This window comes from Hymenobacter sp. DG25B, assembly GCF_000801315.1.
Taxonomy (GTDB): Bacteria; Bacteroidota; Bacteroidia; order Cytophagales; family Hymenobacteraceae; genus Hymenobacter.
Genome location: NZ_CP010054.1, coordinates 3,397,061 through 3,419,912, shown reverse-complemented (window position 1 = coordinate 3,419,912; position 22,852 = coordinate 3,397,061). Strand labels below are relative to the sequence as shown.

Here is a 22,852-nt window from a genome sequence, read left to right as displayed (position 1 = left end):
ATCTGGTACTTTTGCCACCCTGTCCACCGAAAAGAGTAGTACATGCGCACTATTTTCCTTCTAGTCGGACTGCTGTTGAGCAGTGCGGGAGTGTTTGCCCAGGGTAAGAAAAAGGCGGCCCCAGCCCCCCCAATTGACCACGATGGCAAGGTGGCCGTGCCGGTAAAACCGGCCCTGCCGGGCGAAGAAAAACTATCGGCCCGGGAGCGGGTAGAGCGGGATTTCCTGATGCCCGTTCGCCGCAAGCAGTCCGTTTCCAAGGCGGAGTCTGTGGCCATACCGTCGCCCAGTATGACGGCCCGCAACATAGAAACCGCCCGGGAGGCGGAGGCCGAAGCAGCCGCTAAAGTTCCGGAGAAGCTCGTGGCAGAACCGGTTGCTGCCAGCACTGCTAAGCGCACCAGCGCGCGTACGGCGTCCGCCACCCGCACCAGCCACAAGGCAACCTCCCACAAAACATCAGCGGCGCGCAAGGCCGCGGCCAGAAAGAAAGCCGCTGCCTTAGCTCAGAAGAAAAAGACCCGCCGGCACCGCCGCTAAGGATACGCCAGCCATAAAAAAGGCGCTACCGAAACCCGGTAGCGCCTTTTTTATGGCTGATGTGGTTAAGCACCTTAGGTACCCTGGGGCATAAGGCGCACTACCAGCCCATCCAGGCGGGCGTTGAGGCGTATCTGGCAGGAGAGGCGGCTGCCCTGCGTCATTACGGGTAGGCTTTCCAGCATGGCCAGCTCATCGTCGCCGGGCTCGGGCAGCTCCGGGCCAGCCAGCACTTCCACGTGGCAGGTACCGCACAGCGCCATTCCGCCGCAGGTAGCCTGAATATCATAGCCATCGGCTTTCAGCAGCTCCATCAGGCTCAGGCCCATATCAGTAGGGCCTACCACCTCGCGCCGGTGGCCGGGCTCTTCCTCTACATATACTCGAACTTCGGTAACATCCAGGCTCATATCACAGCGTCAGTAAAACTATCAAAACAAGGGCGCCAGATTTCCGGGCCGGGGTGCAAAGAAAAGAAGAGGCAGGCAAACCCACCTCTTCTTCTTGATAATATCCGGAAGGATAACGCTACTAGAGCGTGGGTACTCCGTTTACGGTGGTGTACTTCAGTACATATTTCTTATCCGGGTTGATGTACTTGAAAGCCCCCTGGGCCATGAGCGCAGCCTCGTGGAAGCCACAGAGGATAAGTTTCAGCTTGCCGGGGTAGGTGTTGATGTCGCCAATGGCAAATACACCGGGCAGCGAGGTGGAGTAGTCCAGAGTATTCACCTTCACGGCATCATCTTGCAGCTCCAAACCCCACTCGCCAATGGGCCCCAGCTTAGGCGTGAGGCCGAACAGGGGAATGAAGTGGTCCAGCGGTACGGATTCGGTTTCGCCGTTGTTGGCGGTGATGGTAACGGCCTCCAGCTTGCCGTTGCCGTGCACGTGGGTTACGTTGCTGCTCAGCACCAGGCGTACTTTGCCGGCCTCGTGCAGCTTCTGTACTTTCTCGGCCGAGTCGGCGGCGCCGCGGAAGGTAGTGCCGCGGTGTACCAGGGTTACTTCTTTGGCCACGTCGGCCAGAAAGATGGTCCAGTCGAGAGCCGAGTCGCCGCCGCCGGCAATAACCAGGCGCTGGTCGCGGAAGTTTTCCGGGTCGCGCACCATATAGTGCACGCCGCGGCCGCCTTCAAATTTCTCCAGATCCTCAATAGCTGGCTTGCGGGGCTCAAAAGAGCCCAGGCCGCCCGCAATGGCAATGGTCTTGCAGAGAATTTCGGTGCCGTCGGTGGTGAAAAGCTGGAACGAGCCGTCGTCGAGCTTGGCAAAGCGCTCTACCCGCTCACCCAAAGTGAAGGTGGGGTGGAAGGGCTCAATCTGCTGCATGAGGTTGCGCACCAGGTCGCCGGCCAGGATGTTGGGAAAGCCCGGAATATCGTAGATGGGTTTCTTGGGATATATCTCCGAGAGCTGCCCGCCCACCTGTGCCAGAGCGTCTACCACGTGGCAGCGCAATTTCAAAAGTCCGGCCTCAAATACGGCAAACAGGCCCACCGGGCCAGCCCCAATGATGCAGATATCGGTGGAAATGGTATTCATACGCAGCAAAAGATTCGCGAAAAGGTTGCTCTCGTAACAAGAAAACTAGGCAAAACGTTGGCCGCTCCCGGCAAACGGCTGCAAAGGTACGCGTTGTAAGCGAGCGGGTTGATGCTGCCTCAACAATTTGCTGCCTCTACGGCAGCCACCCCAAGGCAGCCTGCAGAGCAGAGTAAAAGGAAAAAGCCCCTCAGCGCGGTGCTGAGGGGCTTTTGTGGTCGTGTAAGGAGTCGAACCTTAAACCTTCTGATTCGTAGTCAGATGCTCTATCCAATTGAGCTACACAACCATTTCCCTTTTGAGGAGCACAAAGATAACAGCTAAATATTTTGTCTGGCAAGCCGGTGGGCGGATTTTCTGCTGAAAAAACGAATTGCCGCGCGCAAGAAGCTGAAAGTCAGTTTTAATTTTTTTGCGTCTCGGCTGCGTTTTTACTTAATGCCCGCTTCAGGGCCCGGTTAAACAGGTAATACAGCCCGAATAACGATACCACAATGAGCACCAGCACCAATACTTTGCCGCCCGTGCCGGTGTCGGGGTTATTAAGCAGGGCCAGCGCATCCTGGGCCTGGGTGCCCAGCCAGTAAAAAAACAGGCTGCGCGGGAGCATGCCTACCACCGAGGCCAGCAGAAATTTATGTCGGTTTACGCGCATCACGGCCAAAACAAACGTCATGAGCGCAAAGGGCAGCACCGGCGAAATGCGGGTGAGCACAATCAGCTGCCAGCTTTCGTGGCGCAACTCGCGCATTACGGCATCGGCCTTGGGAAAGTGGTGCAGAAACTGCAGCATGCGGCCATGATCCAGCGAAGCCGCAATATGGTAGCCAATGAAAGCGGCCAGCGCATAGGCCAGCACCATGCCGGGTAAGCCCACCCAGCCCAGATAAAACCCCGTTACAATGGCCACAAACGTGGTAGGCGTAAGGGCAAAGGCCATGGTGAAGGCAATGACCACGAAGTAAAATACCGCGCCGCCCAAGCTCAGGTTCTGGAGCAGTTCCTGGTTACGGTACAGAAAATACGTGAGCGAGGAACTGCCCACTACCGGCATGGCCACCAGCAGCAGCATGGAGAGCAGGGTGGCGGCGTTTTTTTGAAAAAGCTCTTTAACGAAAGCCATAGGCAGTAGCAAACAAACGGGCCGGCACAAAGGGCCGGCCCGAAGATATGAACGTAAGTAATGACGATAAGGCTACACCTCATAGGGTAGGGTTTCCTCAGTTGCTTCCAAAGCGGGTTCCGCCTCCTCGGCCTCTTTGCCTCCAAAAAAGCGCCTGATAACCGACCAGCCTCCTGCTGCCAAGGCCAGTAGTACTTTCCAGAATTTGAGGATAAGTGCGAAAAAGCCCACCTTAGCCAGCACCTTACCCGCTACTAGGCCGCCAATACCATACGCGGCTACTTGGTCCAGATCGGGCTGAAAATCGGCGTAGCGAAGGCCATTGGCAAAGGTGACGCTGGGAATAACGTTTGGAATAGAGCTACGTACCTCCGGCAATTGCGAGGTATTGCCTACTGCATTCAGGATAAGCACGCCTTTCCGGCCCAGTAAGCGCACATTATAATTGAGCGTATTTTCGGTAGCCTCCCCAAACTTCAACTCCTGCGCCCAGTGTAGTACGTTCAGCTTTTTGTCATAATAGGGCTGGGCAGCCCACCCAACGAGGGTAACAGGCTCATAACCGGCTTCTACCCGCCCTTTGTTTTCCTGCTCCGTGTCTTCCTGCATTTCCTTCAGCAGGTCATCGTAGTTTATTTCATCGGCATCATCATCCTTCACGTAGCCCATATCTTCATACTGGAGTACAAAAGCCCAGTTATTGTCACTCAGGGGGCCACGGTCAGCGGGTAGTAGCATGCCTAGCGACTCCCCCTGCGGATTTCCCCACACTTCCGTGAGTAACCGCTTGCTTTGGTCCGAATCTAGGTAGCGAAATCCGGCGGGCACGGTTAAGTCGCCCAGGCTCTGGGGCAGCGCAACTTTACCGGTCTGGTAGTGAAAGGTGGCATTTACGGAATCAGCATACGCTTTTTCGCGGGCCGTACGCTCGGCCACTTCCGGTGTAGTGGCGGCGGCGCTCAGCTGTAGTAAGCCGAGAACTGCCAGGAGTAAAAATTTTTTCAAGTAGATAAAATAAAGGTGAATTGTATTTTCCCAACAAGTTAGGTAGTTCACTAGGAATGGCAAAGGGCTGCTGAAAAAACAGTTAGTAAAGCTATAAACCCAGCAGACCGAGGATACTTACACTTGCCTACCTTTGCGCCCCAAGTCTTCCGCGTTTGCCCCCACTCCAAGAACGTTCTACATGAAATTCGGAACCAAAGCCATCCACGCCGGCGTGCATCCCGACCCCGAAACCGGGGCTATTATGACGCCCATCTACCAGACCTCGACCTACGTGCAACGCTCCCCCGGCGACCACAAAGGCTACGAATACTCCCGCACCCACAACCCCACCCGCACCCAGCTGCAAAATGCCCTGGCCGCGCTGGAAAACGGCCAGCACGGCCTGGCCTTTGCCTCCGGTATGGCCGCCATCGACTGCATTATCAAGCTCCTGCAGCCCGGCGACGAAGTGATTTCCACCAACGACCTGTACGGCGGCACCTACCGCCTTTTCACCAAGGTTTTCGCCAACTACGGCATCAAATTTCACTTCGTGCCCATGCACGATATGAAGGCCGTAGAGGAAAAAGTAACCGCCAACACCAAGCTTATCTGGGTAGAAACGCCTACCAATCCGCTGCTCAATATTATTGATATTGAAGCTGCCGCCGCCGTAGCCAAAAAAGCCGGGGCGTTGCTGGTGGTAGACAATACCTTCTCCACGCCCTACCTGCAAACTCCGCTGGATCTGGGCGCCGATATGGTGATGCACTCCCTCACTAAGTACATGGGCGGCCACTCCGATGTGGTCATGGGCGCCGTGATTGTGAAGGATGATGCGCTGCACGAGCGGCTGCGCTTCCTGCAGAACGCCTGCGGCGGCACGCCCGGCCCTCAGGATTGCTTCCTAGTGCTGCGCGGCCTCAAAACCCTGCACATTCGCATGCAACGCCACTGCGAAAACGGCCGCGCCGTAGCCGAGTACCTCCAGAACCATCCCAAAGTAGAAAAGGTGTTCTGGCCCGGCTTCCCGGAGCATCCTAACCATGCCATTGCGGCCCGGCAAATGCGTGGTTTTGGCGGCATGATGTCGTTTGTATTGAAAGGCGACCGGATGGAAGATGCCGTGGCCGTCCTGGAAAAATTTGAGCTGTTCTCGCTGGCCGAAAGCCTGGGCGGCGTAGAAAGCCTCTCGGGCCATCCCGCATCCATGACGCACGCCAGCATTCCCGCCGAGGAGCGCCGCAAATCCGGCCTCTCCGATTCGCTTATCCGCCTGAGTGTAGGTATTGAGGATGCGGAAGATTTGATTGAGGACCTGAAGCAGGCCATTGGGTAAAATATCCGTTGCCAATTCTAAAACCGCCCGGCCATTTGGTCGGGTGGTTTCGTTTTTAGGAGATGCCGTTAAAGTAATTCGGTCCGCTCACCCGTCATCTCCCAAACGCGCACTAATGCCGCGTACTTCCTATGAAAACACCTTCCCGGTTCAACGGCAAAAAGTATCTGAACACTATTCCCACGGGCATGTCGGGGGAGTATGGGCGCATGGCGCGCCGCTGGCTGACGGGTAAGGAGGAGCGGGAGCCGCAACAGCCGCTGGGGCCTTTTGCGGCCGATGCCGCCGCGCTGGCGCAGCCTGTGCCGGCCGATGCGCTGCGCGTTACCTGGTTCGGGCACTCATCCACGCTGATTGAGCTCGATGGCAAGCGGTTTTTGACGGACCCCGTCTGGCGGCAGCGGGCATCTCCCAGCACCTTGCTTGGCCCCCGGCGGTTTTTTGACCCGCCGCTGGCTTTGGCCGAACTGCCCCCGCTGGACGGCGTCCTCCTTTCCCACGACCATTACGACCACCTCGATAAAGACGCCATTCGGGCACTGGGCCAAACCGGCGTACCGTTTTATTGCCCGCTGGGCGTAGGCAGCCACCTGCGCCGTTGGGGTATTCCTGCGGAGCTGATTACCGAGCTGGACTGGTGGCAGGAAGTGAAAGTGGGCAACACCCATACGCTGGCTGCCACGCCCGCTCGCCACTTTTCGGGCCGCACCCTTACCCGCGACAATACGCTGTGGGCCTCCTGGTGCATCCTCGGCCCCACACACCGCGCTTTCTTCGGCGGCGACTCCGGCCCGTATGAAGCCGGGTTCCGCGAAATAGGAACTGCCTACGGCCCTTTTGATCTGGTAATGCTCGAAATAGGGGCGTACGATGAAATGTGGGCCGATATCCACATGGGGCCCGACCATGCGCTGGCGGCCTATCGGGCGCTGGGTGGCGGAGCATTGCTGCCCTTGCACTGGGCCACCTTCAACCTGGCCTTTCATAGCTGGCATGAGCCCGCCGACCGGCTGGTAGCTGCGGCCGGACCGGAAGCGCAATTGCTCCTGCCGGCTCCCGGCCAGCGCGTAACGGTGGCAGACGGGCCGTTGCCGGGCTACTGGTGGCATGTTTACCGCGGGAAATAACCATGGCACTTTCGAAATATGAAAAGGCTTTATGCTTCTAGAGAAGAGCATTTGGCGGAACATGTCAAGGCAAGATAGTGCGCTCAATAAGCCGCCATCAATCTGAAACTTTGGCTTAGGCGTACATGCAGGCGTTTACCTTCTACTGAATTTTCTGCATGCGTATTCTGCTGTTTATCCTGATGATATTGGGCTTTGGTTGTGCCAAGCCTACCGTGGAGCCCGCGCCAGCCAGCGGGCCGAGTACCACGCCTATCCCGCCACCTTCCGGCCCGGCCATCAGTTTCCTGTCCCTAGGCGATTCTTATACCATTGGGGAGGGCGTGCCGGCCACCGACCGGTGGAGCGTGCAGCTGGCCCGCATGGCCCAGGCGCAGGGCCTCAACCTGCAAATGCCCGATATTATTGCCCGCACCGGCTGGACCACGGGTGAGTTGCAGGCTGCCATTCAGGCAGCCAACCCACCGAAAAACTACGGGCTGGTGTCACTGCTTATCGGCGTAAATAATCAGTATCGGGGCCTGCCCCTGGCTTCTTACCAAACGGAGTTTCGCGAGCTGCTGCAAAAGGCTATTCAGCTGGCCGGCGGGCGGCCCGGCCGCGTGTTTGTGCTGTCTATACCCGATTGGGGTGCCTCGCCCTACGCCCGCGGCCGTGACCAGACTAAAATTGCCGCAGAAATAGACCAGTTTAATGCCGTAGCCAAACAGGAGTGCCAGCAGGCGGGCGTAGCCTTTCTGGATATAACCGGCTTTACCCGCAACGCCGCCGGCGACGCCTCCCAGTTTACCATGGACGGGCTGCATTACTCAGGCAAGCATATGGCCTTGTGGGCCAACGCGGCCGTGCCGGTAGTGCAGGGATTAGTAAAGTAGAAGCAGCCGTTTCATAGTGCCCGGCACGTAGATAGCCGATATTAACCGTCATGCTGAGCGCAGTCGAAGCATCTCTACCGCTTCGGCTGGATAGCATGGCAACGAAGCGGTAGAGATGCTTCGGCTGCGCTCAGCATGACCCGTTCATTTATGACGGTCTTTCCCAACAGAGTCAGCACGCGAGATGCTTCGCTGTGCTTAGCATGACATTAATGTTATAGTCGAAAGCAAAAAGAGCCGGCACTAGTATAGTGCCGGCTCTTTTTGCTTTGGAAGAGATGCTGCTTACTTGCCGCTGGTAGAGTTGGAGTCCAGAATCTTGAGCAGCTCGTTGAGCTTGGGCGTCAGGATGATTTCCGTGCGGCGGTTCAGGGCTTTGTTAGCGGGGCTGTCGTTGGGGGCAACGGGGATATACTGCGCGCGGCCGGAAGCCGTGACGCGCTCCGGCTGAATGCCGCCAACGGTGAGCAGGCGGGCAATTTCGGTGGCGCGCAGCACGCTCAGGTCCCAGTTATCCTGCAGGCCGGCCGTGCCCCGGGCAATAGGCACATTATCGGTATGGCCCTCTACTACCACGTTCACATCGGGCTGGGTTTGGAGCACGGTGGCCAGCTGCTTGAGAGCTTCCTGGCCTTTGGGGTCAACTTTAGTAGAGCCCGATTTGAAGAGCAGCTTCTCCGAGAGTGAGACGTACACTTTGCCGTCCTTCATCTTTACTTCCAGATCGGTGCCCTGGAAACCGCGCAGGGCGTTGCTGACGCTGGCGCGCAGGTCATTGACGGCTTTGTCTTTTTCGGCCAGGGCTTTTTCCAGCTCAGCCATGCGGGCTTCCCGCACTTTCAGGTCGGCGTTGAGCTTATCAATGGCGGTTTTGCTTTTGTTGAGCGAGGTTTCCAGCTCGCCCAGCTCGGCCTCGCGGCGGGCCAGGTCGCGGGCTACTTTGTTATAGTCGGCGGATTTATCAGCCATAGCCCGGTCTGAGTTCTTCAGCAGCTTATCGTAGCTATCCGTGAGCTGGGTGTAGAGGGAGCGGGTGCGGCGCAGGGCGTTGCCAGTCTGGGCGGAGTCGTCGGCGAGGCGGCGGTTCTGCAGGCGCATTTCGGTCAGCTCATCGGTGGTTTTCTTGAGCTCGGTTACGGCCTGGCGCTGCTGGCGCTCCGCTTCAGTTTTGGCCTGCTCAGTGGCGGCCTGGCGGGCGCGCAGATCGTCGTATTTTTTGGAGGCTACGCAGCCGGGCAGCAGGGAAGTGGTAGCCACGGAAGCGGCCAGCAGCAGGAGAGAGGATTTTTTCACAACCGGAACATGGGTAAACACAACGAAAATGCGCACACGGTCCGTAAGCCGTATACTCCGGCCAAGGTAGCTACTTCGGGCCGCACGGTGCAAACTACCGGGTAGCACCCACTCGTTTTCGGTCTATATTTGTTTTCCTGCCTTCCTGGTTTTGTTCCACCCAAATTCCTTGCAAATGGCCACCGTTCTTCCCCAAACTGCTGAAATGGATGCCCTTCTTCAGCACCAGTGCACCACCATCAGCAAAGAGCAGCTGCACGTGCCCGGCCCCGATTTTATGGAGCGCTGCTTTGTGCCCTCCAGCCGCCCACCCCAAGTGCTGCGCAGTCTGGGCCAGCTCTACGGCCACGGCCGCCTGGCCGGCACCGGCTATCTGAGCATTCTGCCCGTTGATCAGGGTATTGAGCACACGGCCGGCGCTTCCTTCGGGCCCAACCCCATGTACTTCGACCCCGAAAATATTATTAAGCTGGCGCTGGAAGGCGGCTGCAATGCCGTGGCCACTACTTTTGGTACGTTTGGCACGGTGGCCCGCAAGTATGCCCACCGTATTCCGTTCCTGGTTAAAATCAACCACAACGAGCTGCTGACTTACCCCAATAAGTTCGACCAGATTATGTTTGGCTCGGTGGAGGAAGCCTGGAACCTGGGCGCCACGGCCGTGGGGGCTACTATTTACTTTGGCTCCGAGGAGTCGAACCGGCAGATACAGGAAGTGGCGCAGGCGTTTGAGCGGGCGCACGAGCTGGGCATGGCCACGGTGCTGTGGTGCTACACGCGCAACAATGCCTTTAAAACCGCCGACAAAGACTACCACGTTTCCGCTGACCTCACCGGGCAAGCCAACCACCTGGGCGTTACCATCGGGGCCGATATCATCAAGCAGAAGCTACCCGAAAACAATGGTGGCTTTGCGGCCCTGAAATTCGGCAAAACCCACCCGGCCATGTACGATAAGCTGGCCTCGGATAACCCCATTGACCTCACGCGCTACCAGGTGGCCAACTGCTACATGGGCCGCATTGGCTTAATCAACTCCGGCGGCGAGAGCAAAGGCGCCACCGACCGCGACGAGGCCGTGCGCACCGCTGTTATTAACAAGCGTGCCGGTGGCCAGGGTCTCATTTCGGGCCGAAAAGCCTTCCAGCGGCCATTTGCCGAGGGCGTAGACCTGCTAAATGCCATTCAGGATGTGTACCTGGATAGCGCCATTACGCTGGCCTGAACCGGCCGGCAAGCGAGAAGAAGCACGCCGTGTAGCACACATATTCCTTTTTTGCCTAAATTCAATGTTACCTTTGCTGGCAGGCCCACCGGAGTAAGCCGGCCAGGCCCCTCTGCACCTGTCAGCCATTCACTTTTCATAGTTTATCATGTCTTGGTTTAAGCGCGTCGAAAAAGGCATCGTCACTCCCACAGAGCAGAAAAAGGAAACGCCCGATGGCCTGTGGTATAAGTGCCCCGAGTGCAAAACCGTAGCCACCATGGCCGAGCACAAGCGCCTGCTTTTCACCTGCGCCAAGTGCAACTACCACGACCGGATTGACTCGGCCGAGTACTTTGAAATTCTCTTCGATGGCAACCAGTTCACCGAACTCGACGCCAACTTGTCCTCCGCCGACCCGCTGAAGTTTGTGGATACCAAAGCGTATCCGCAGCGGGTGGCGGCCACGCAGCGCAATACGGGCCTGAAGGATGCCGTGCGCAGCGCCCACGGCAAAATGAACGGGGTGGAGCTGGTAGTTGCCTGCATGGATTTCAAATTCATTGGCGGCTCCATGGGCTCGGTGGTAGGCGAAAAAATTGCCCGTGCCATTGACTACGCCCGCCAGAACCGTTTGCCGTTCCTGATGATCAGCAAATCGGGCGGGGCCCGCATGATGGAAGCCGGCTACTCGCTGATGCAGATGGCCAAGACCTCGGCCAAGCTGGCTTTGCTTTCCGAGGCAGGTCTGCCTTATATATCCATGCTCACGGACCCTACTACGGGTGGCGTTACGGCTTCCTATGCCATGCTCGGCGACTTCAATATCTCGGAGCCCGGCGCCCTGATTGGCTTTGCCGGCCCGCGGGTTATTAAGGAAACCATTGGCAAAGACCTGCCCAAGGATTTCCAGAGCGCGGAGTTTGTACTGGAGCACGGCTTCCTCGATTTTATCGTGGACCGCAAAGATTTAAAGCAGCGCCTGGCCGATTTGCTGCGCATGCTTCAGCCCAAAGCGGAAGCCGCTGAGGTTGAGGTGCCTGCCAACATCTCGCGCCTGTAAGGGCCTGTTGCTTTGCCCGTGCCGGGCGAAAAAAAGCTGAAATCCCCCGCCATGGTGCATACCGCGGCGGGGGATTTTCGCGTTCAGCAGGCGAAATAGTGGAGCTTATTTTCTGCCCAGCATAGGTCTGGCTCTATATTTGCCAAACATTTTTGCGTTGAAATCAGTAAGCATCTCCAACTCTCAAATTCTCCCTTTTCCCAGTTCTTTTCCTTTCACCAAGTTTCATTCCGATGAATTCTCCCAAATCGATTCTCTCCCTTTTTCTGGCCTTTATCATGTTCCTGGGCTCGTGCGCTTCGAGCAAGCCTGCCAGCGACGGCAGCCTGCCCAGCGACAATGGCTCAGGTGCCCGCAAGACCGGCATGAGCAAAACGGCTAAAGGCGGCCTGATTGGCGCCGGTGCCGGCGCTGCTGCTGGTGCAGTACTGGGCCGCGTAATTGGTGGCAAAAACGGCACCGCTGCTGGTGCTATTATTGGTGCTACCGTTGGTGGTGCCGGTGGTGCTCTCATTGGCCGCAAAATGGACAAGCAGGCTGAAGAGTTGCAGCGTGATATGCAGAACGCTAAAGTAGAGCGGGTAGGCGAAGGCATCAAAATCACCTTCGACTCTGGCATCCTGTTCGATACCAACAAGTCGGACCTGCGCGCTGCTTCCATGACGGAAATTCAGAAGATGGCCGCTACGCTGAAGAAGTATCCTGACACCAACGTACTGGTAGAAGGTCACACCGACAACACCGGTTCCGATGCCATCAACCAGCCCCTGTCCGAGCGTCGTGCCCAGGCAGTTGCTAACTACACCATCTCGCAGGGTATAGATGCTGCCCGTGTTACTTCTAAAGGCTATGGCTCGACCCAGCCTATTGCTGACAACACCACGGCTGAAGGCAAGCAGGCTAACCGCCGCGTAGAAATTGCCATCTTCGCCAACGAGAAGATGAAGAAAGCTGCCGAAGAAGGCCGCCTGTAAGCTGCCCGCTTGCAGCAATACATACAAGAAAAAGGCTGCCCGATTGGGCAGCCTTTTTCTTTTAAACGGGGTATAGAAGTAAGGCTTGAAAGTTTTTTTGTCCATGTAAAATCTTGATTTAGCGCCCGTAAGCCCGGTTTTTCTGACCTATGGAAACCTTCATTGGATTTTTGGCAAGGTGGTTGCAAAATGCCAGACAACCGACCGGATGCCAGGAATTACAAAGGCCTCCTTTTTTTCCAAGACACAACAAGCACAACCCATGAAAAATCTTCGTTCTCCCTTCGCCATTCTCATGGCTCTGGTGATGCTGCTGAGCAGCACCCTGACGCAAGCACAAACCACCACTACCAAGAAGCCGATGAGTAAAACGGCTAAAGGCGCCATCTTCGGTGGCTTGGGTGGAGCTGCCGGCGGTGCCGTACTGGGCCGCGTAATTGGTGGCAAAAAAGGCACCGCTAAAGGCGCCATCCTGGGCGCCGTAGTAGGTGGCTCAGCTGGCGCTCTGATCGGTCGCCGCATGGATAAGCAAGCCGAAGAGTTGCGCCGCGAAATGGCTGGCGCTACCGTAGAGCGGGTAGGCGAAGGCATCAAAATCACCTTCGACTCCGGTATCCTGTTCGCTAAGAACTCCTCGGCCCTTACCTCTACGGCTCAGACCAACATTGATGAGCTGGCTAAAACCCTCATTAAGTACGGCGACACCAACGTGATTGTAGATGGCCACACCGATACCTCCGGTAACGATGCCATCAACGACCCGCTGTCTTTGCGCCGGGCTCGCGCCGTGGCCAACTACACGCAGCAGCAAGGCGTAGATGCCTCCCGCTTCCAGGTGAATGGTTACGGCTCGCACCAGCCCGTGGCTGATAACTCTACTGAAGCTGGCCGCCGTGCCAACCGCCGCGTGGAAATTGCCATCTTCGCCAACGAAAAGCTGAAGAAAGCTGCTGAGCGCGGCGACATCTAAGCCCTCTTTTTTCCGCTAGTATTCTCTCCCGTCCGGCGGTACCTGCTCTCAGGTGCCGCCGGATTTTTTTGTGCTTGGCTTCACCTGAGTGCGCTGGGCGCAACCCCGGCAAGTTGGCGCCGGTACAAGGGACATGCCTACCTCCACTACTACGGTAACTTATACTTCTCCACCCGAGCAAAAAACCTGGCAGAACCACTTGGTGCTGGATGCCTTTTACGGGCCGCTCTCCACCGTGCCCCGCCGCACGCCCATGCGGGAACTGATAAGCACGGTGCTTTCGCACCGCACCACCCACGCCGATGAGGAGCTGGCCTACAACCGAATGTTGGAAGCCTTTGGCGACTGGGCCGGCGTGCTGGCGGCCCCCACCGCGGAGCTGGCCCACGCCATCCGTACCACCCGCTGGCCCGATACGCAGGCGCCCCGCATCCAGGAAATTCTGCGCCGCATTCAGGCCGAACAGGGAGATTTTACCCTGGATTTTCTGGCCGACTGGCCGGTAGAGAAAGGCATGGAGTGGCTAACAGCCATGCCGGGTATTGGCTGGAAAACGGCTTCCCTGGTATTGCTGTTCAACTTTCAGAAACCCGTGCTGCCCGTGGACACGCACGTGCACCGCGTGGCCCAGCGCGTGGGCATGATCGGGCCCAAAGTCTCAGTAGAAAAGGCACACAAGCTGCTGCTGGATCAATTACCCAAAGACCCGGTGGTGCTCCTGAACTTTCATAAGCACAACTACTGGCTGGGGCAGCACATCTGCTTTTTCACGAAGCCGGATTGCGCCCGCTGCCCGTTGAAAAGCTTCTGCAACTATTATCTGGAGCACTTTGGACCAGCCACGGCAGAAGCGCTGGCCGCTACGCCCCACCAGTGGGGAGGTGAGAAGCTGCACTAGCTGTACCAGTGCAAGCAGACCTCCCCAAGCCCCCAATTACTGGAGGCTTGTAATCTTTGCGTCGAGTTCGTCAGCAAAAGCATGGAGATAAGTGGGTAGATTTCCTTTTTGCCGGTCAATCAGCCAAAACTTTCGCTCGCCTTTTGTGCTTACTTCCACATAATAGCCGCCGCCATCGGCAAAATCGGGTGAGCCGATGACGAGGCCACTGGGCTGGGTGAGTAGCTGCGCGGGTAGCTGCTGCGGCAAGGTTTGCACCTGGTTATATTGGGCTTGGCTCTTTATGACATACGTTCCCTCATAAGGCGTAGTGCCCGCAGGATTTTTATCCTGCGTATCCTCATACAATTGGGCTGACTGGGTATCAATCTTAAAGATTTCAATGCAGCTTTCGCCCTGGCATTCATTATGATACCAGCCAAAGACGACGTAATCCTGCGCGGGAGCAGCTTTTTCCTCTTTGCAGCCTGCAAGCAGAGTACCCGTGAGGGTTATGCCTAATAACAGACTTTTGAAGGATTCCATACAGTAGATTTTAGGTAAGGGGATATTTACCAAGAGACACTGCTGGTCTGCCACGTTGCACAGCACACTAATTTTGGTCAAGCGGCCTCTCGTTATTATTTACCTTTACTGCCTATGCGCCTTGTTAAACATCCGGTTCTGTGCAATTACTACGTCACGTATCGGTGCAATGCGCGGTGCTCTTTCTGTGACATCTGGGAGAAACCTTCGCCCTACATTCAGCTCTCGGATGTAGAGCAGAACCTGCGCGATTTAAAGAAACTGGGCGTATCGGTGGTTGATTTTACCGGCGGTGAACCGCTGCTGCACCGCCAGATCCACGAGTTTGTGGGCTTGGCACACGATATGGGCTTCATTACCACGCTCACCACAAACTGCCTGCTGTACCCTAAGTACGCCGAGCGGCTGCGCGGGAAAGTAGACATGCTGCATTTCTCCCTGGACTCTTCCGAAAAGGAAGTGCACGACCATGGCCGGGGCGTGGCCTGCTACGATTTTGTGCTGGAAAGCATTAAGGTGGCGCGGGAGCTGGGCGAGCGGCCGGATATTCTATTCACCGTGTTTCGGGAAAACCTGGACCAGCTGGAAGCCGTGTACCGCAACATTGCGCAGCCCAATAAGCTGGTACTCATTCTGAACCCAGCCTTTGAATACAACACGGTGGATACCGGCGAGCAGCTGACCCCCGCCGAGCTGGATTACCTCTCCGAGTTTGGCAAGCGCAAAGGCGTGTACCTGAACGAGGCCTTTATTGCCCTGCGCCGCGACGGCGGCAACCACATAGCTGCCCCCGTATGCCGGGCCGCCAGCACCACCCTGGTTATCTCACCCAGCAACGAGCTGGTGCTGCCGTGCTACCATCTGGGTGAGCAGAAATTCCCCATCGAAAACCGCTTATTCGACCTGTATAACTCGGCGGATGTGCAGAGGCTGGCCGCTTTGGAGGGCCGCTTGCCGCAGTGCGAGGGCTGCACCATTAACTGCTACATGCAGCCCAGCTTTGCGGTGGAAACCAGTAAATACTTCTGGCAGGCGCTGCCCAGTACCCTGAAATACAATTGGGAAAAAGGTACCTGGAAACGGATGCTTATAAAGTAGAATGGTGAAATGGTGAGTTTGTCGTTCTTTATGGCGCCGTCTTCCGGATACTCAACATCAAACTCACCATCTCAATACCTCACCTCATGCCTGCTCTCATTCTTCCCGTTAACGGTATTCTGCCCCGGCTGGGGGAGAATTGCTTTGTAGCTGATAATGCCACCATTGTAGGCGACGTAACGCTGGGTGCGCAGTGCACCGTGTGGTTTAACGCCGTTATCCGCGGCGACGTCAACCAGATTCGCATCGGGGATAAAACCAATATTCAGGATGGGGCGGTGCTGCACTGCACCTATCAGAAGGCGGCTACCACGGTGGGGGCCCGCGTGAGCATCGGCCACAAAGCCATTGTGCACGGCTGCACGGTGGAAGACGACGTGCTGATTGGCATGGGCGCCATTGTGATGGACCATGCCGTGGTGGGGCAGGGGTGCATTATTGCGGCCGGCGCCGTGGTGCTGGAAAACACGCAGTGCGAGCCCGGCTACCTGTATGCCGGTATTCCGGCCCGCAAAATCAAACCCGTGACGGAGGAGCAGCGCGCTAACATGCTGCGCACGGCTGATAATTATGTGATGTATGCGGGCTGGTTTTCACAGCCTACGGAATAGAAATAATTTTTCAGCAGGATAGAATTTTTCCTAATTTGTGCGGCTTTTGCAGAGCCTGTAATGCTATGCTGAGTGGTACTATTATCCTTGTCTTTCTTATTTCTGTATGAAGAAAAATTACTCATTTCTAACAGCCACTTTGGCTACCACTTTATTACTGGGAGGCTGTAACCGCGCAGAATATGCGTTTCGTTCTGGTGCACCAGCTTACACGTCAACAGTTGAATCAGTCGCCGAGTCGATTAGTGCAGCTGATGCGGCAACTGCGCAGGCTGGTACTATAGAAGCTGTACCGGTTCAGGTTACAACTCCTGCCCAAACTGCTGCAAGCGCTTTAGCCGGCACGCGGGCGGTGCAGCCTGCTTCTGTCTCAACGCACCTGAACGAAACTACGGTTTCGGTGGCGGAAGATGCAGTAGTGGAAAAGCAAACTGCCACGGCAGCGCAGCCGGTTAAGCGGCGCAAAAGCAAGTCAGGAAAAACGGTCTGGATTATTGTAGGGGTTGTAGTTGTATTGGCGGTGCTCCGCGTAATTATAGCATCCGGTAAATCGGAATAGCTTTTTAAACCTTTTACCAAAAAAGCCCTCCATGGAGGGCTTTTTTGTGCATACTACAGAGAGTTAATCAGCTTATAAAGCCGGTAAATTCTCCTCGTTAAAAGAGGGGTTTTGCTCCTGCGTAGTAGTCACGCGCAGCTGCACCAGCTCCACGGAACGTTTGGAGCGTTGTAGCACACGGAACTCATAGGGGTCGAGTACGGCCACGTCGCCTACTTCCGGGATGTTGCCGTAAATCATGTTCAGCAGGCCGCCCACGGTTTCGTAGTCTTCGCCCTCGGGCAGGGGGAAGGGGAGGAATTCGTTGGCGTCGGGAATGGCGGTGGAGGTGTGTACGCGGTATTCCAGCTCGGAAACCTTCTCTACCACGGGCACTTCGTTGTCGTACTCATCCTGGATTTCGCCTACCAGCTCTTCCATAATGTCCTCAATGGTGACAATGCCGGAAACGCCGCCAAATTCATCCGAGACAATGGCAATGTGCATGTGCTTGCGCTGAAACTGGCGCAGCAGGCGGTTGATTTTCTTGGTTTCGGGCACGAAATAGGCCGGCCGCATAATGCGCGAAAGCTCAATGTGCTCATTAAGACGCACAATGTTGAGCAGGTCCTTCACGTACAGAATGCCTACTATGTTATCAATAGAGCCTTCGTACACCGGAATCCGGGAATAGCCTTCGCTCTGTACTATTTCGAAGATTTTATCTTCCGGCGAGTTTACATCAATGGCTACAATCTTGGTGCGGGGCACCATAATTTGCTTCACCATCCGGTCGTTGAACTCAAAGACATTCTCAATCAGCTCGTGCTCAGAGTCCTGGATTTCGCCGCTTTGCTTGCTCTGGTCCAGCAGAATGCGGATTTCCTCCGTGGTGTGGGCTGCCTCGCCGTGCAGGGCTTTCACCCCAAATAAGCCCAGCGTGAGGTTGCTGAGGCGGTCGAGCAGCCAGATGAAGGGCCGGCCAACGAAATAGAAAATCTTGAGCGGCCAAGCCACCAGCAGACTAACCGATTCCGAGCGCTGCAGCGCCAGTACTTTGGGTGCCTGCTCGCCAATAACAATGTGCAGGGTGGTAATGAAGGTGAAGGAAAGCCCGATGGAAACCCAGTGCATCCAGGTTGGATCCAGCGTCAGATTGACCAGGTCCAGGAACCCGGTAATGACTTTCTCGGCCACACTTTCCCCAATCCAGCCCAGCAGCAGCGAGGCCACCGTGATACCCAGCTGACAGGCGGAGAGGTAGGCGTTAAGGTTATGCAGAATACCCTGAGTGATGCGGGCCATGCTGTCGCCGCTCTGGGCGCGCAGGTCAATTTGCGAGGCCCTGACCTTTACTAAAGCAAATTCGGCGGCCACGAAAAACCCATTCAGCAATACAAGCAGAAGGGTAAGCAGTATCTGTAAAACCATAGTTGCGGAGTGGGGCTCACGCGGCCCGTTACTCCTAAGTAGTGCAAAAGTACGAGAATCCGGGCAAGCGGTTGGCTTTTCCCTTGCCGGCCGGGCGTGGTGGGTGCCGGCAAGTGGGCGTGAGGCCGGCAACCCTTGGGCAGTTTGTGTGTTGTGTTAAGATATTTGTGCTACTTCCTGCCGTTCTTTGTTTGGTGCTGAGCTACCGTTCAGCTACTGTCCTGTCTTGTTGTTCTATGTCTGTTGCTTCCCGAAAACTGCTTCTGCCGCTGCTGCTCCTGGCTTTACTGGTTCAGAGTGCGGTAGCCCAGGTGCTCACGCCTACCAAGCTCGCTACCACCATCAGTCAGCCCGCCGCCAAAGTGGGCGAGGAGCTGGATCTGATTGTGAATGCCCGCATGCAGGATACCTGGCACCTTTACGCCACCGATTTCGACCCCGACCTGGGCCCCACGGTTTTCACCTTCACCTTTGCCAAAAGCCCGGCTTACGCGCTGGTTGGCAAGCCCAAGTCCATCGGCGCCAAAAAGAAGTTTGATGATGTCTTTAAAGGCGACATCTCCTACTTCGAGAAAACCGGTCAGATCCGGCAGCGCATCCGGGTACTGCAGCCCGGTCCGCTCACCATTAAAGCAGATGTAGAATACCAAACCTGCACTGATGTAGATGGCCGCTGCGTGCCCGGCGAGGAAACCCTCAGCTTTGGCCCCATTGAAGTAAGCGGCACTGCCGCGGCAACAACGGCCGCCACCCCTCCGGCAGCGGCCGCAACCAAAGCCCTAGCTGCTTCGAAAACGGAAGCTCCTGCCGTAGCCGTTGCGCCAGCTACAGCACCAGTTCCCGCCTCAGACACCAGTTCTGCGGCCACGGCCGCCGCAAGCCCAATGGCGTCGGACACCAGCGCCCGGCCAGCAACCACGGCGGTAACGGCCGGCGGCACCGCCGCCACCGTAGCCGCCGCTCCGGCTACCTCGGCTGAGTCTGGTGGCCTGCTGAGCTTTGCGTTGCTGGCTTTCTTCTCCGGCCTGGCGGCTCTGCTCACGCCCTGCGTATTTCCCATGATACCCATGACTGTATCCTACTTCACGGGCGGCACCGACACCCGGGCGCAGGGCATTCTGAAGGCGCTGGTTTACGGCCTGTCCATCATTGTCATCTACACCATTCTGGGCGTGATAGTGGCCCGGCTGCTGGGCGAGGATGGCCCCAACTTCATGGCCACGCACTGGCTGCCGAATCTGCTGTTTTTCGTAGTGTTTGTGGTGTTTGGCCTCTCGTTTCTGGGCTTGTTTGAAATCACGCTGCCGCATAATCTGGTGAATAAAGCCGATGCGCAGGCCGATAAGGGCGGCTGGCTGGGCGTGTTTTTTATGGCTTTCACGCTGGTGCTGGTATCTTTCTCCTGCACCGGCCCCATTGTAGCTACCATTCTGGGCTTGTCGGCGCGGGGCGAAACCATCATGCCGGTTATTGGGATGCTGGGCTTCTCGCTGGCGTTTGCCCTGCCCTTCACGCTGTTTGCTATCTTCCCTTCCTGGCTGAAAAGCCTGCCCCGCTCCGGTGGCTGGCTGAACACCGTGAAAGTGGTGCTGGGCTTTGTGGAGCTGATGCTGGCGCTGAAATTCCTGAGCATGGCCGACCTGGCCTACCACTGGAACCTGCTCTCCCGCGACCTGTACCTGGTGCTCTGGATTGTGCTTTCCGCGTTGTTGGGCGTGTATCTGCTGGGCAAGTTCAAGCTCTCCCACGACAGCGACCTGACCCATCTGAGCGTAGGCCGACTGCTGATGGCGGTGCTCTCGTTCAGCTTTATGGTGTACCTGATTCCGGGCCTGTTTGGTGCGCCACTGCCCTTGCTGGCCGGCTACCTGCCCCCGCAAACCAGCCGCGACTTTTCCCTGGCATCCGCTGTGGCAGCCCCCGGCAGTGCCACCCGCAACACCCTGTGCGAAGTCCCACGCCACGCCGATTTTCTGGAGCTGCCGCATGGTTTGCAGGGCTATTTTGATCTGGAGCAGGCCAAGCGCTGCGCCCGCGCCCAGAACAAGCCCATCTTCATCGATTTCACCGGCCATGCCTGCGTCAACTGCCGCAAAATGGAAGCCAGCGTCTGGAGCGACCCGCAGGTGCTGCGCCGCCTGCAGGAAGACTTTGTAGTGGTGGCTTTATATGTGGATGATAAAACCGAGCTGCCCCAGAAAGAGTGGTACACTTCTAAGCGCGACGGCAAAGTGAAATCTACGCTGGGCAAGCAGAACGCCGATTTGCAGGTAACCAAGTACGGCGTAAACGCCCAGCCCTACTACGTGCTCCTGAACCCCAACGACCCTGCTGATAAGCCCCTGGTAACGCCCGTAGCCTACGAGGCCAGCGTCAGTAACTTCGTTAAGTTCTTGGATGCCGGGCTGGCCCAGTATCGGCAGCAGGCCCAGCCGGTAGCGGCCCGGTAAGTTTCTGTTTCGCAGTTTCTCCCTTTCATCTGCTTTCCCTGTCGTCTGTATGAAAAAGCTATTGTTTTTGCTGAGCACGGTACTGCTGCTGAGCCCGGCCGTTAGTCAGGCGCAAACGGCCGCGCCCGACCCCAGCCGCATTACGCTGGTTATCCACGGCGGTGCTGGTACCATTACCCGGGCCCTGATGACGCCGGAAAAGGAAAAAGCCTATCAGCAGGTGCTGGACCAGGCCCTGCAAGCCGGCTATGCTATTCTGAAAAAGGGCGGCACCTCGCTGGATGCGGTAGAGGCTACCGTGCGGGTAATGGAGGACTCTCCCTTATTTAATGCCGGCAAAGGCGCCGTGTTTACCCACGAGGGCCGCAATGAGATGGACGCCGCTATTATGGAAGGTCAAACGCTGAAAGCCGGTTCGGTAGCGGGCGTCACCGTCATCCGCAACCCCATTACCGCCGCCCGCGCCGTAATGGAGAAGTCGGAGCACGTGATGATGGTAGGGCCCGGCGCCGAAACCTTTGCCAAGGAAAAAGGATTGGAAATAGTGCCGGCCCAGTATTTCTACACCGAGGCCCGCCACCAGCAACTGCAGAAAGCGCTGCAGGAGGAGAAAACCGCCGGCACGCCCGACCAGCTGAATGCCCCCACCAAAGCCGCGGAGGCGCCTAAAAAAGTCAAGATGAAAATGAAGGCCGGCAAAGCGCAGGGCAGCCTGCCGGAGAATAATATCTTCACCGAAGGCAAAAAATACGGTACCGTAGGCGCCGTGGCGCTGGACCAGTTCGGCAACCTGGCCGCCGCCACCAGCACCGGTGGCATGACCAACAAGCGCTACGGCCGCGTGGGCGATGCGCCCATCATTGGGGCCGGTACTTACGCTGATAATAACTCCTGCGCCGTGTCGTGCACGGGCTGGGGCGAGTACTTTATCCGGGCTACGGTAGCGCGGGATGTAGCCGCCCGGGTAGAGTATCAGCAGAAGCCGCTGGCCCAGGCCGCACAGGCTACCATTGATAAAGTAGGCAAAATGGGGGGTGATGGTGGCCTGATAGCCCTGGACCGCCAAGGCAACTTGGCAATGCCCTTTAACTCCGAAGGCATGTACCGCGGCTTTATTAAAGCCGATGGGAAAAGCCAGATTCTGATATATAAAGATTAGCGCTGCCCGCGCCATGCAACCAAAAGCCCCGCCAGCTACTCTGATGCTTGCGGGGCTTTTTTCTGTGGCACGTGGCTTTTGTACCGGAAAAAAGGGACCTTTGCAGCATTTTTCAGCGGGGAGCTTTTGGCTGGGGTACAAAAAGAAAGGCTGCACCCACCCAGATGCAGCCCTCTAGAAAAGAACGCACCCACCCAGATACGTTCCCATGTTAATCCCACACATAATCCACCTAAAAGATGTTGCTGTAGAAGGAGGGCTCGAACCTCCACGGAGTAGTTAGCCGGCCGCCGGACCAGTTTTTCCCGAATCTCCACCCCCGAGAGAGGAGGGTATGTCTGCCAATTCCATCATCCTACAATATGATCAACGCCGCTTGCGTTTGATTATGACAAATGTAGGTACTTGCTCTTAATAATAAAATTATTGCAGGTAATCAGATTAAAATTTACACTGTTTTTATATAAACAGTTAGTTTGTTAAAAATTTCTCAATCATACATTTCAAAAATGGCTCGTAATTATGAACTTGATGAGACAGATCGAAAGATTCTGGCTCTGCTTATCGACGATGCGAAGATGCCATACACTGAAATTGCCCGGAAGGTGCATGTATCAGGCGGAACCGTGCACGTACGCATGTCCCGCATGGAGGAGCTAGGCATTGTGAAGGGCGCTACCCTAAACATCGACTATGCCCAGCTGGGCTATGATATCAATGCCTTCCTGGGCATTTATCTAAACAAAAGCTCCGTGTATAACAGCGTAGCCGAGCAGCTGAAAGCCATTCCCGAAATCCTGAGCATCTACTACACCACCGGCAACTATAGCCTGTTTGCCCGCATCATATGCCGCGACACCAACCATTTGCGCGAAGTGCTGCACGATAAAATTCAGCTGATTGATGGCATTGAACGTACCGAAACGCTCATTTCCCTGGAAGAAACCCTGAACCGCCCTATCCAGCTGGTGTAACATATTGCAAACCAATTTACTAAAGCCTGATATGGCGCTACGGCGCCATATCAGGCTTTTTCTATGTTCTGGCAGCAGTTGCAGCTGATTGTACTTTTTCGGAATGATATAAATGTAATAATAATATC

Annotated in this window: 22 protein-coding genes and 1 tRNA gene; 15 read left to right on the top strand and 8 right to left on the bottom strand. The window is 56.4% G+C overall.

The annotated features are described in order from the left end of the window. Window positions 1-42: 42 nt before the first annotated feature. Complete coding sequence (locus PK28_RS14655) at window positions 43-540, top strand: hypothetical protein (protein WP_156126412.1); 498 nt, start codon at window positions 43-45, stop codon at window positions 538-540. Between the two features lie 74 nt (window positions 541-614). Here PK28_RS14655 and PK28_RS14650 read toward each other — a convergent pair whose 3' ends face one another. From PK28_RS14650 to PK28_RS14630, 5 genes are all read right to left on the bottom strand, one after another. Continuing rightward, a complete protein-coding gene (locus PK28_RS14650; protein WP_065814142.1) occupies window positions 615-950 on the bottom strand; it encodes a 2Fe-2S iron-sulfur cluster-binding protein in 336 nt (111 codons plus the stop codon). A gap of 121 nt (window positions 951-1,071) precedes the next feature. Continuing rightward, a complete protein-coding gene (locus tag PK28_RS14645; RefSeq protein WP_044515095.1) occupies window positions 1,072-2,085 on the bottom strand; it encodes an NAD(P)/FAD-dependent oxidoreductase in 1,014 nt (337 codons plus the stop codon). Between the two features lie 215 nt (window positions 2,086-2,300). Next, window positions 2,301-2,374: transfer RNA gene (locus tag PK28_RS14640), tRNA-Arg, on the bottom strand. A gap of 114 nt (window positions 2,375-2,488) precedes the next feature. Further along, window positions 2,489-3,208, bottom strand: coding sequence for a TVP38/TMEM64 family protein (locus tag PK28_RS14635; RefSeq protein WP_044515092.1), 720 nt, complete (start codon window positions 3,206-3,208; stop codon window positions 2,489-2,491). A gap of 72 nt (window positions 3,209-3,280) precedes the next feature. Beyond that, window positions 3,281-4,213 carry a DUF2167 domain-containing protein gene (locus PK28_RS14630; RefSeq protein ID WP_197070424.1) on the bottom strand — a complete coding sequence of 311 codons (933 nt, stop codon included), beginning with the start codon at window positions 4,211-4,213 and terminating at the stop codon, window positions 3,281-3,283. A 181-nt stretch (window positions 4,214-4,394) separates the two neighbouring features. Here PK28_RS14630 and PK28_RS14625 point away from each other — a divergent pair, with 181 nt between their 5' ends. From PK28_RS14625 to PK28_RS14615, 3 genes are all read left to right on the top strand, one after another. After that, complete coding sequence (locus tag PK28_RS14625) at window positions 4,395-5,534, top strand: cystathionine gamma-synthase (RefSeq protein ID WP_044515089.1); 1,140 nt, start codon at window positions 4,395-4,397, stop codon at window positions 5,532-5,534. A gap of 131 nt (window positions 5,535-5,665) precedes the next feature. Then, window positions 5,666-6,661, top strand: a complete 996-nt coding sequence (locus PK28_RS14620; protein ID WP_044515087.1) for an MBL fold metallo-hydrolase — start codon at window positions 5,666-5,668, stop codon at window positions 6,659-6,661. Between the two features lie 158 nt (window positions 6,662-6,819). Next, window positions 6,820-7,536: an SGNH/GDSL hydrolase family protein gene (locus PK28_RS14615; protein WP_052430571.1), complete on the top strand. Its 717-nt coding sequence runs from the start codon at window positions 6,820-6,822 to the stop codon at window positions 7,534-7,536. A 285-nt stretch (window positions 7,537-7,821) separates the two neighbouring features. On the opposite strand, the gene PK28_RS14610 is transcribed toward PK28_RS14615, so the two are convergent. Next, entirely contained in the window at window positions 7,822-8,829 is a 1,008-nt protein-coding gene (locus PK28_RS14610; RefSeq protein ID WP_231576178.1) for an OmpA/MotB family protein, read from the bottom strand. Window positions 8,830-9,004: 175 nt separating this feature from the next. Between PK28_RS14610 and PK28_RS14605 the strand changes: the two genes are divergently transcribed. The 5 genes from PK28_RS14605 (at window position 9,005) to PK28_RS14585 (ending at window position 13,938) form a co-directional block, all read left to right on the top strand. Then, on the top strand, window positions 9,005-10,054 hold the full coding sequence (locus PK28_RS14605; RefSeq protein ID WP_044515085.1) for a class I fructose-bisphosphate aldolase: 1,050 nt from the start codon (window positions 9,005-9,007) through the stop codon (window positions 10,052-10,054). A 148-nt stretch (window positions 10,055-10,202) separates the two neighbouring features. Further along, window positions 10,203-11,096: an acetyl-CoA carboxylase, carboxyltransferase subunit beta gene (gene accD / locus PK28_RS14600; RefSeq protein WP_044515083.1), complete on the top strand. Its 894-nt coding sequence runs from the start codon at window positions 10,203-10,205 to the stop codon at window positions 11,094-11,096. 278 nt (window positions 11,097-11,374) lie between these two features. Beyond that, window positions 11,375-12,070: a YiaD family glycine zipper/OmpA-like lipoprotein gene (locus PK28_RS14595; RefSeq protein WP_044517248.1), complete on the top strand. Its 696-nt coding sequence runs from the start codon at window positions 11,375-11,377 to the stop codon at window positions 12,068-12,070. Between the two features lie 262 nt (window positions 12,071-12,332). Continuing rightward, window positions 12,333-13,040: a YiaD family glycine zipper/OmpA-like lipoprotein gene (locus tag PK28_RS14590; protein WP_044515078.1), complete on the top strand. Its 708-nt coding sequence runs from the start codon at window positions 12,333-12,335 to the stop codon at window positions 13,038-13,040. Between the two features lie 133 nt (window positions 13,041-13,173). Further along, window positions 13,174-13,938: an endonuclease III domain-containing protein gene (locus PK28_RS14585; protein WP_044515075.1), complete on the top strand. Its 765-nt coding sequence runs from the start codon at window positions 13,174-13,176 to the stop codon at window positions 13,936-13,938. A gap of 36 nt (window positions 13,939-13,974) precedes the next feature. Here PK28_RS14585 and PK28_RS14580 read toward each other — a convergent pair whose 3' ends face one another. Further along, window positions 13,975-14,463 (bottom strand): hypothetical protein, encoded by a 489-nt coding sequence (locus tag PK28_RS14580; RefSeq protein WP_044515073.1) that lies wholly within the window; start codon window positions 14,461-14,463, stop codon window positions 13,975-13,977. A gap of 114 nt (window positions 14,464-14,577) precedes the next feature. Here PK28_RS14580 and PK28_RS14575 point away from each other — a divergent pair, with 114 nt between their 5' ends. The 3 genes from PK28_RS14575 (at window position 14,578) to PK28_RS20530 (ending at window position 16,731) form a co-directional block, all read left to right on the top strand. Then, window positions 14,578-15,561 (top strand): radical SAM protein, encoded by a 984-nt coding sequence (locus tag PK28_RS14575; RefSeq protein WP_044515071.1) that lies wholly within the window; start codon window positions 14,578-14,580, stop codon window positions 15,559-15,561. Window positions 15,562-15,647: 86 nt separating this feature from the next. Then, window positions 15,648-16,172 (top strand): gamma carbonic anhydrase family protein, encoded by a 525-nt coding sequence (locus PK28_RS14570; RefSeq protein WP_044515068.1) that lies wholly within the window; start codon window positions 15,648-15,650, stop codon window positions 16,170-16,172. 106 nt (window positions 16,173-16,278) lie between these two features. Beyond that, window positions 16,279-16,731: a hypothetical protein gene (locus tag PK28_RS20530; RefSeq protein WP_156126410.1), complete on the top strand. Its 453-nt coding sequence runs from the start codon at window positions 16,279-16,281 to the stop codon at window positions 16,729-16,731. Between the two features lie 72 nt (window positions 16,732-16,803). Here the strand turns inward: PK28_RS20530 and PK28_RS14560 are convergent, their stop codons facing one another. Next, window positions 16,804-18,141, bottom strand: a complete 1,338-nt coding sequence (locus tag PK28_RS14560; protein ID WP_044515058.1) for a hemolysin family protein — start codon at window positions 18,139-18,141, stop codon at window positions 16,804-16,806. 236 nt (window positions 18,142-18,377) lie between these two features. On the opposite strand from PK28_RS14560, the gene PK28_RS14555 reads away from it, so the two are divergent. The 3 genes from PK28_RS14555 (at window position 18,378) to PK28_RS14545 (ending at window position 22,724) form a co-directional block, all read left to right on the top strand. After that, on the top strand, window positions 18,378-20,591 hold the full coding sequence (locus PK28_RS14555) for a protein-disulfide reductase DsbD family protein (RefSeq protein WP_044515055.1): 2,214 nt from the start codon (window positions 18,378-18,380) through the stop codon (window positions 20,589-20,591). A 49-nt stretch (window positions 20,592-20,640) separates the two neighbouring features. Beyond that, window positions 20,641-21,750, top strand: coding sequence for an isoaspartyl peptidase/L-asparaginase family protein (locus tag PK28_RS14550; RefSeq protein ID WP_052430569.1), 1,110 nt, complete (start codon window positions 20,641-20,643; stop codon window positions 21,748-21,750). 509 nt (window positions 21,751-22,259) lie between these two features. Beyond that, a complete protein-coding gene (locus PK28_RS14545; RefSeq protein WP_044515053.1) occupies window positions 22,260-22,724 on the top strand; it encodes an Lrp/AsnC ligand binding domain-containing protein in 465 nt (154 codons plus the stop codon). Window positions 22,725-22,852: the final 128 nt, after the last annotated feature.

What these genes read in the sequence shown, in the direction of transcription:
- PK28_RS14655 (WP_156126412.1), top strand. Translation starts at nt 43, where the DNA reads ATGCGCACTATTTTCCTTCTAGTCGGACTGCTGTTGAGCAGTGCGGGA.
- PK28_RS14650 (WP_065814142.1), bottom strand. Translation starts at nt 950, where the DNA reads ATGAGCCTGGATGTTACCGAAGTTCGAGTATATGTAGAGGAAGAGCCC.
- PK28_RS14645 (WP_044515095.1), bottom strand. Translation starts at nt 2,085, where the DNA reads ATGAATACCATTTCCACCGATATCTGCATCATTGGGGCTGGCCCGGTG.
- PK28_RS14635 (WP_044515092.1), bottom strand. Translation starts at nt 3,208, where the DNA reads ATGGCTTTCGTTAAAGAGCTTTTTCAAAAAAACGCCGCCACCCTGCTC.
- PK28_RS14625 (WP_044515089.1), top strand. Translation starts at nt 4,395, where the DNA reads ATGAAATTCGGAACCAAAGCCATCCACGCCGGCGTGCATCCCGACCCC.
- PK28_RS14620 (WP_044515087.1), top strand. Translation starts at nt 5,666, where the DNA reads ATGAAAACACCTTCCCGGTTCAACGGCAAAAAGTATCTGAACACTATT.
- PK28_RS14615 (WP_052430571.1), top strand. Translation starts at nt 6,820, where the DNA reads ATGCGTATTCTGCTGTTTATCCTGATGATATTGGGCTTTGGTTGTGCC.
- PK28_RS14605 (WP_044515085.1), top strand. Translation starts at nt 9,005, where the DNA reads ATGGCCACCGTTCTTCCCCAAACTGCTGAAATGGATGCCCTTCTTCAG.
- accD (WP_044515083.1), top strand. Translation starts at nt 10,203, where the DNA reads ATGTCTTGGTTTAAGCGCGTCGAAAAAGGCATCGTCACTCCCACAGAG.
- PK28_RS14595 (WP_044517248.1), top strand. Translation starts at nt 11,375, where the DNA reads ATGTTCCTGGGCTCGTGCGCTTCGAGCAAGCCTGCCAGCGACGGCAGC.
- PK28_RS14590 (WP_044515078.1), top strand. Translation starts at nt 12,333, where the DNA reads ATGAAAAATCTTCGTTCTCCCTTCGCCATTCTCATGGCTCTGGTGATG.
- PK28_RS14585 (WP_044515075.1), top strand. Translation starts at nt 13,174, where the DNA reads ATGCCTACCTCCACTACTACGGTAACTTATACTTCTCCACCCGAGCAA.
- PK28_RS14580 (WP_044515073.1), bottom strand. Translation starts at nt 14,463, where the DNA reads ATGGAATCCTTCAAAAGTCTGTTATTAGGCATAACCCTCACGGGTACT.
- PK28_RS14575 (WP_044515071.1), top strand. Translation starts at nt 14,578, where the DNA reads ATGCGCCTTGTTAAACATCCGGTTCTGTGCAATTACTACGTCACGTAT.
- PK28_RS14570 (WP_044515068.1), top strand. Translation starts at nt 15,648, where the DNA reads ATGCCTGCTCTCATTCTTCCCGTTAACGGTATTCTGCCCCGGCTGGGG.
- PK28_RS20530 (WP_156126410.1), top strand. Translation starts at nt 16,279, where the DNA reads ATGAAGAAAAATTACTCATTTCTAACAGCCACTTTGGCTACCACTTTA.
- PK28_RS14560 (WP_044515058.1), bottom strand. Translation starts at nt 18,141, where the DNA reads ATGGTTTTACAGATACTGCTTACCCTTCTGCTTGTATTGCTGAATGGG.
- PK28_RS14555 (WP_044515055.1), top strand. Translation starts at nt 18,378, where the DNA reads ATGTCTGTTGCTTCCCGAAAACTGCTTCTGCCGCTGCTGCTCCTGGCT.
- PK28_RS14550 (WP_052430569.1), top strand. Translation starts at nt 20,641, where the DNA reads ATGAAAAAGCTATTGTTTTTGCTGAGCACGGTACTGCTGCTGAGCCCG.
- PK28_RS14545 (WP_044515053.1), top strand. Translation starts at nt 22,260, where the DNA reads ATGGCTCGTAATTATGAACTTGATGAGACAGATCGAAAGATTCTGGCT.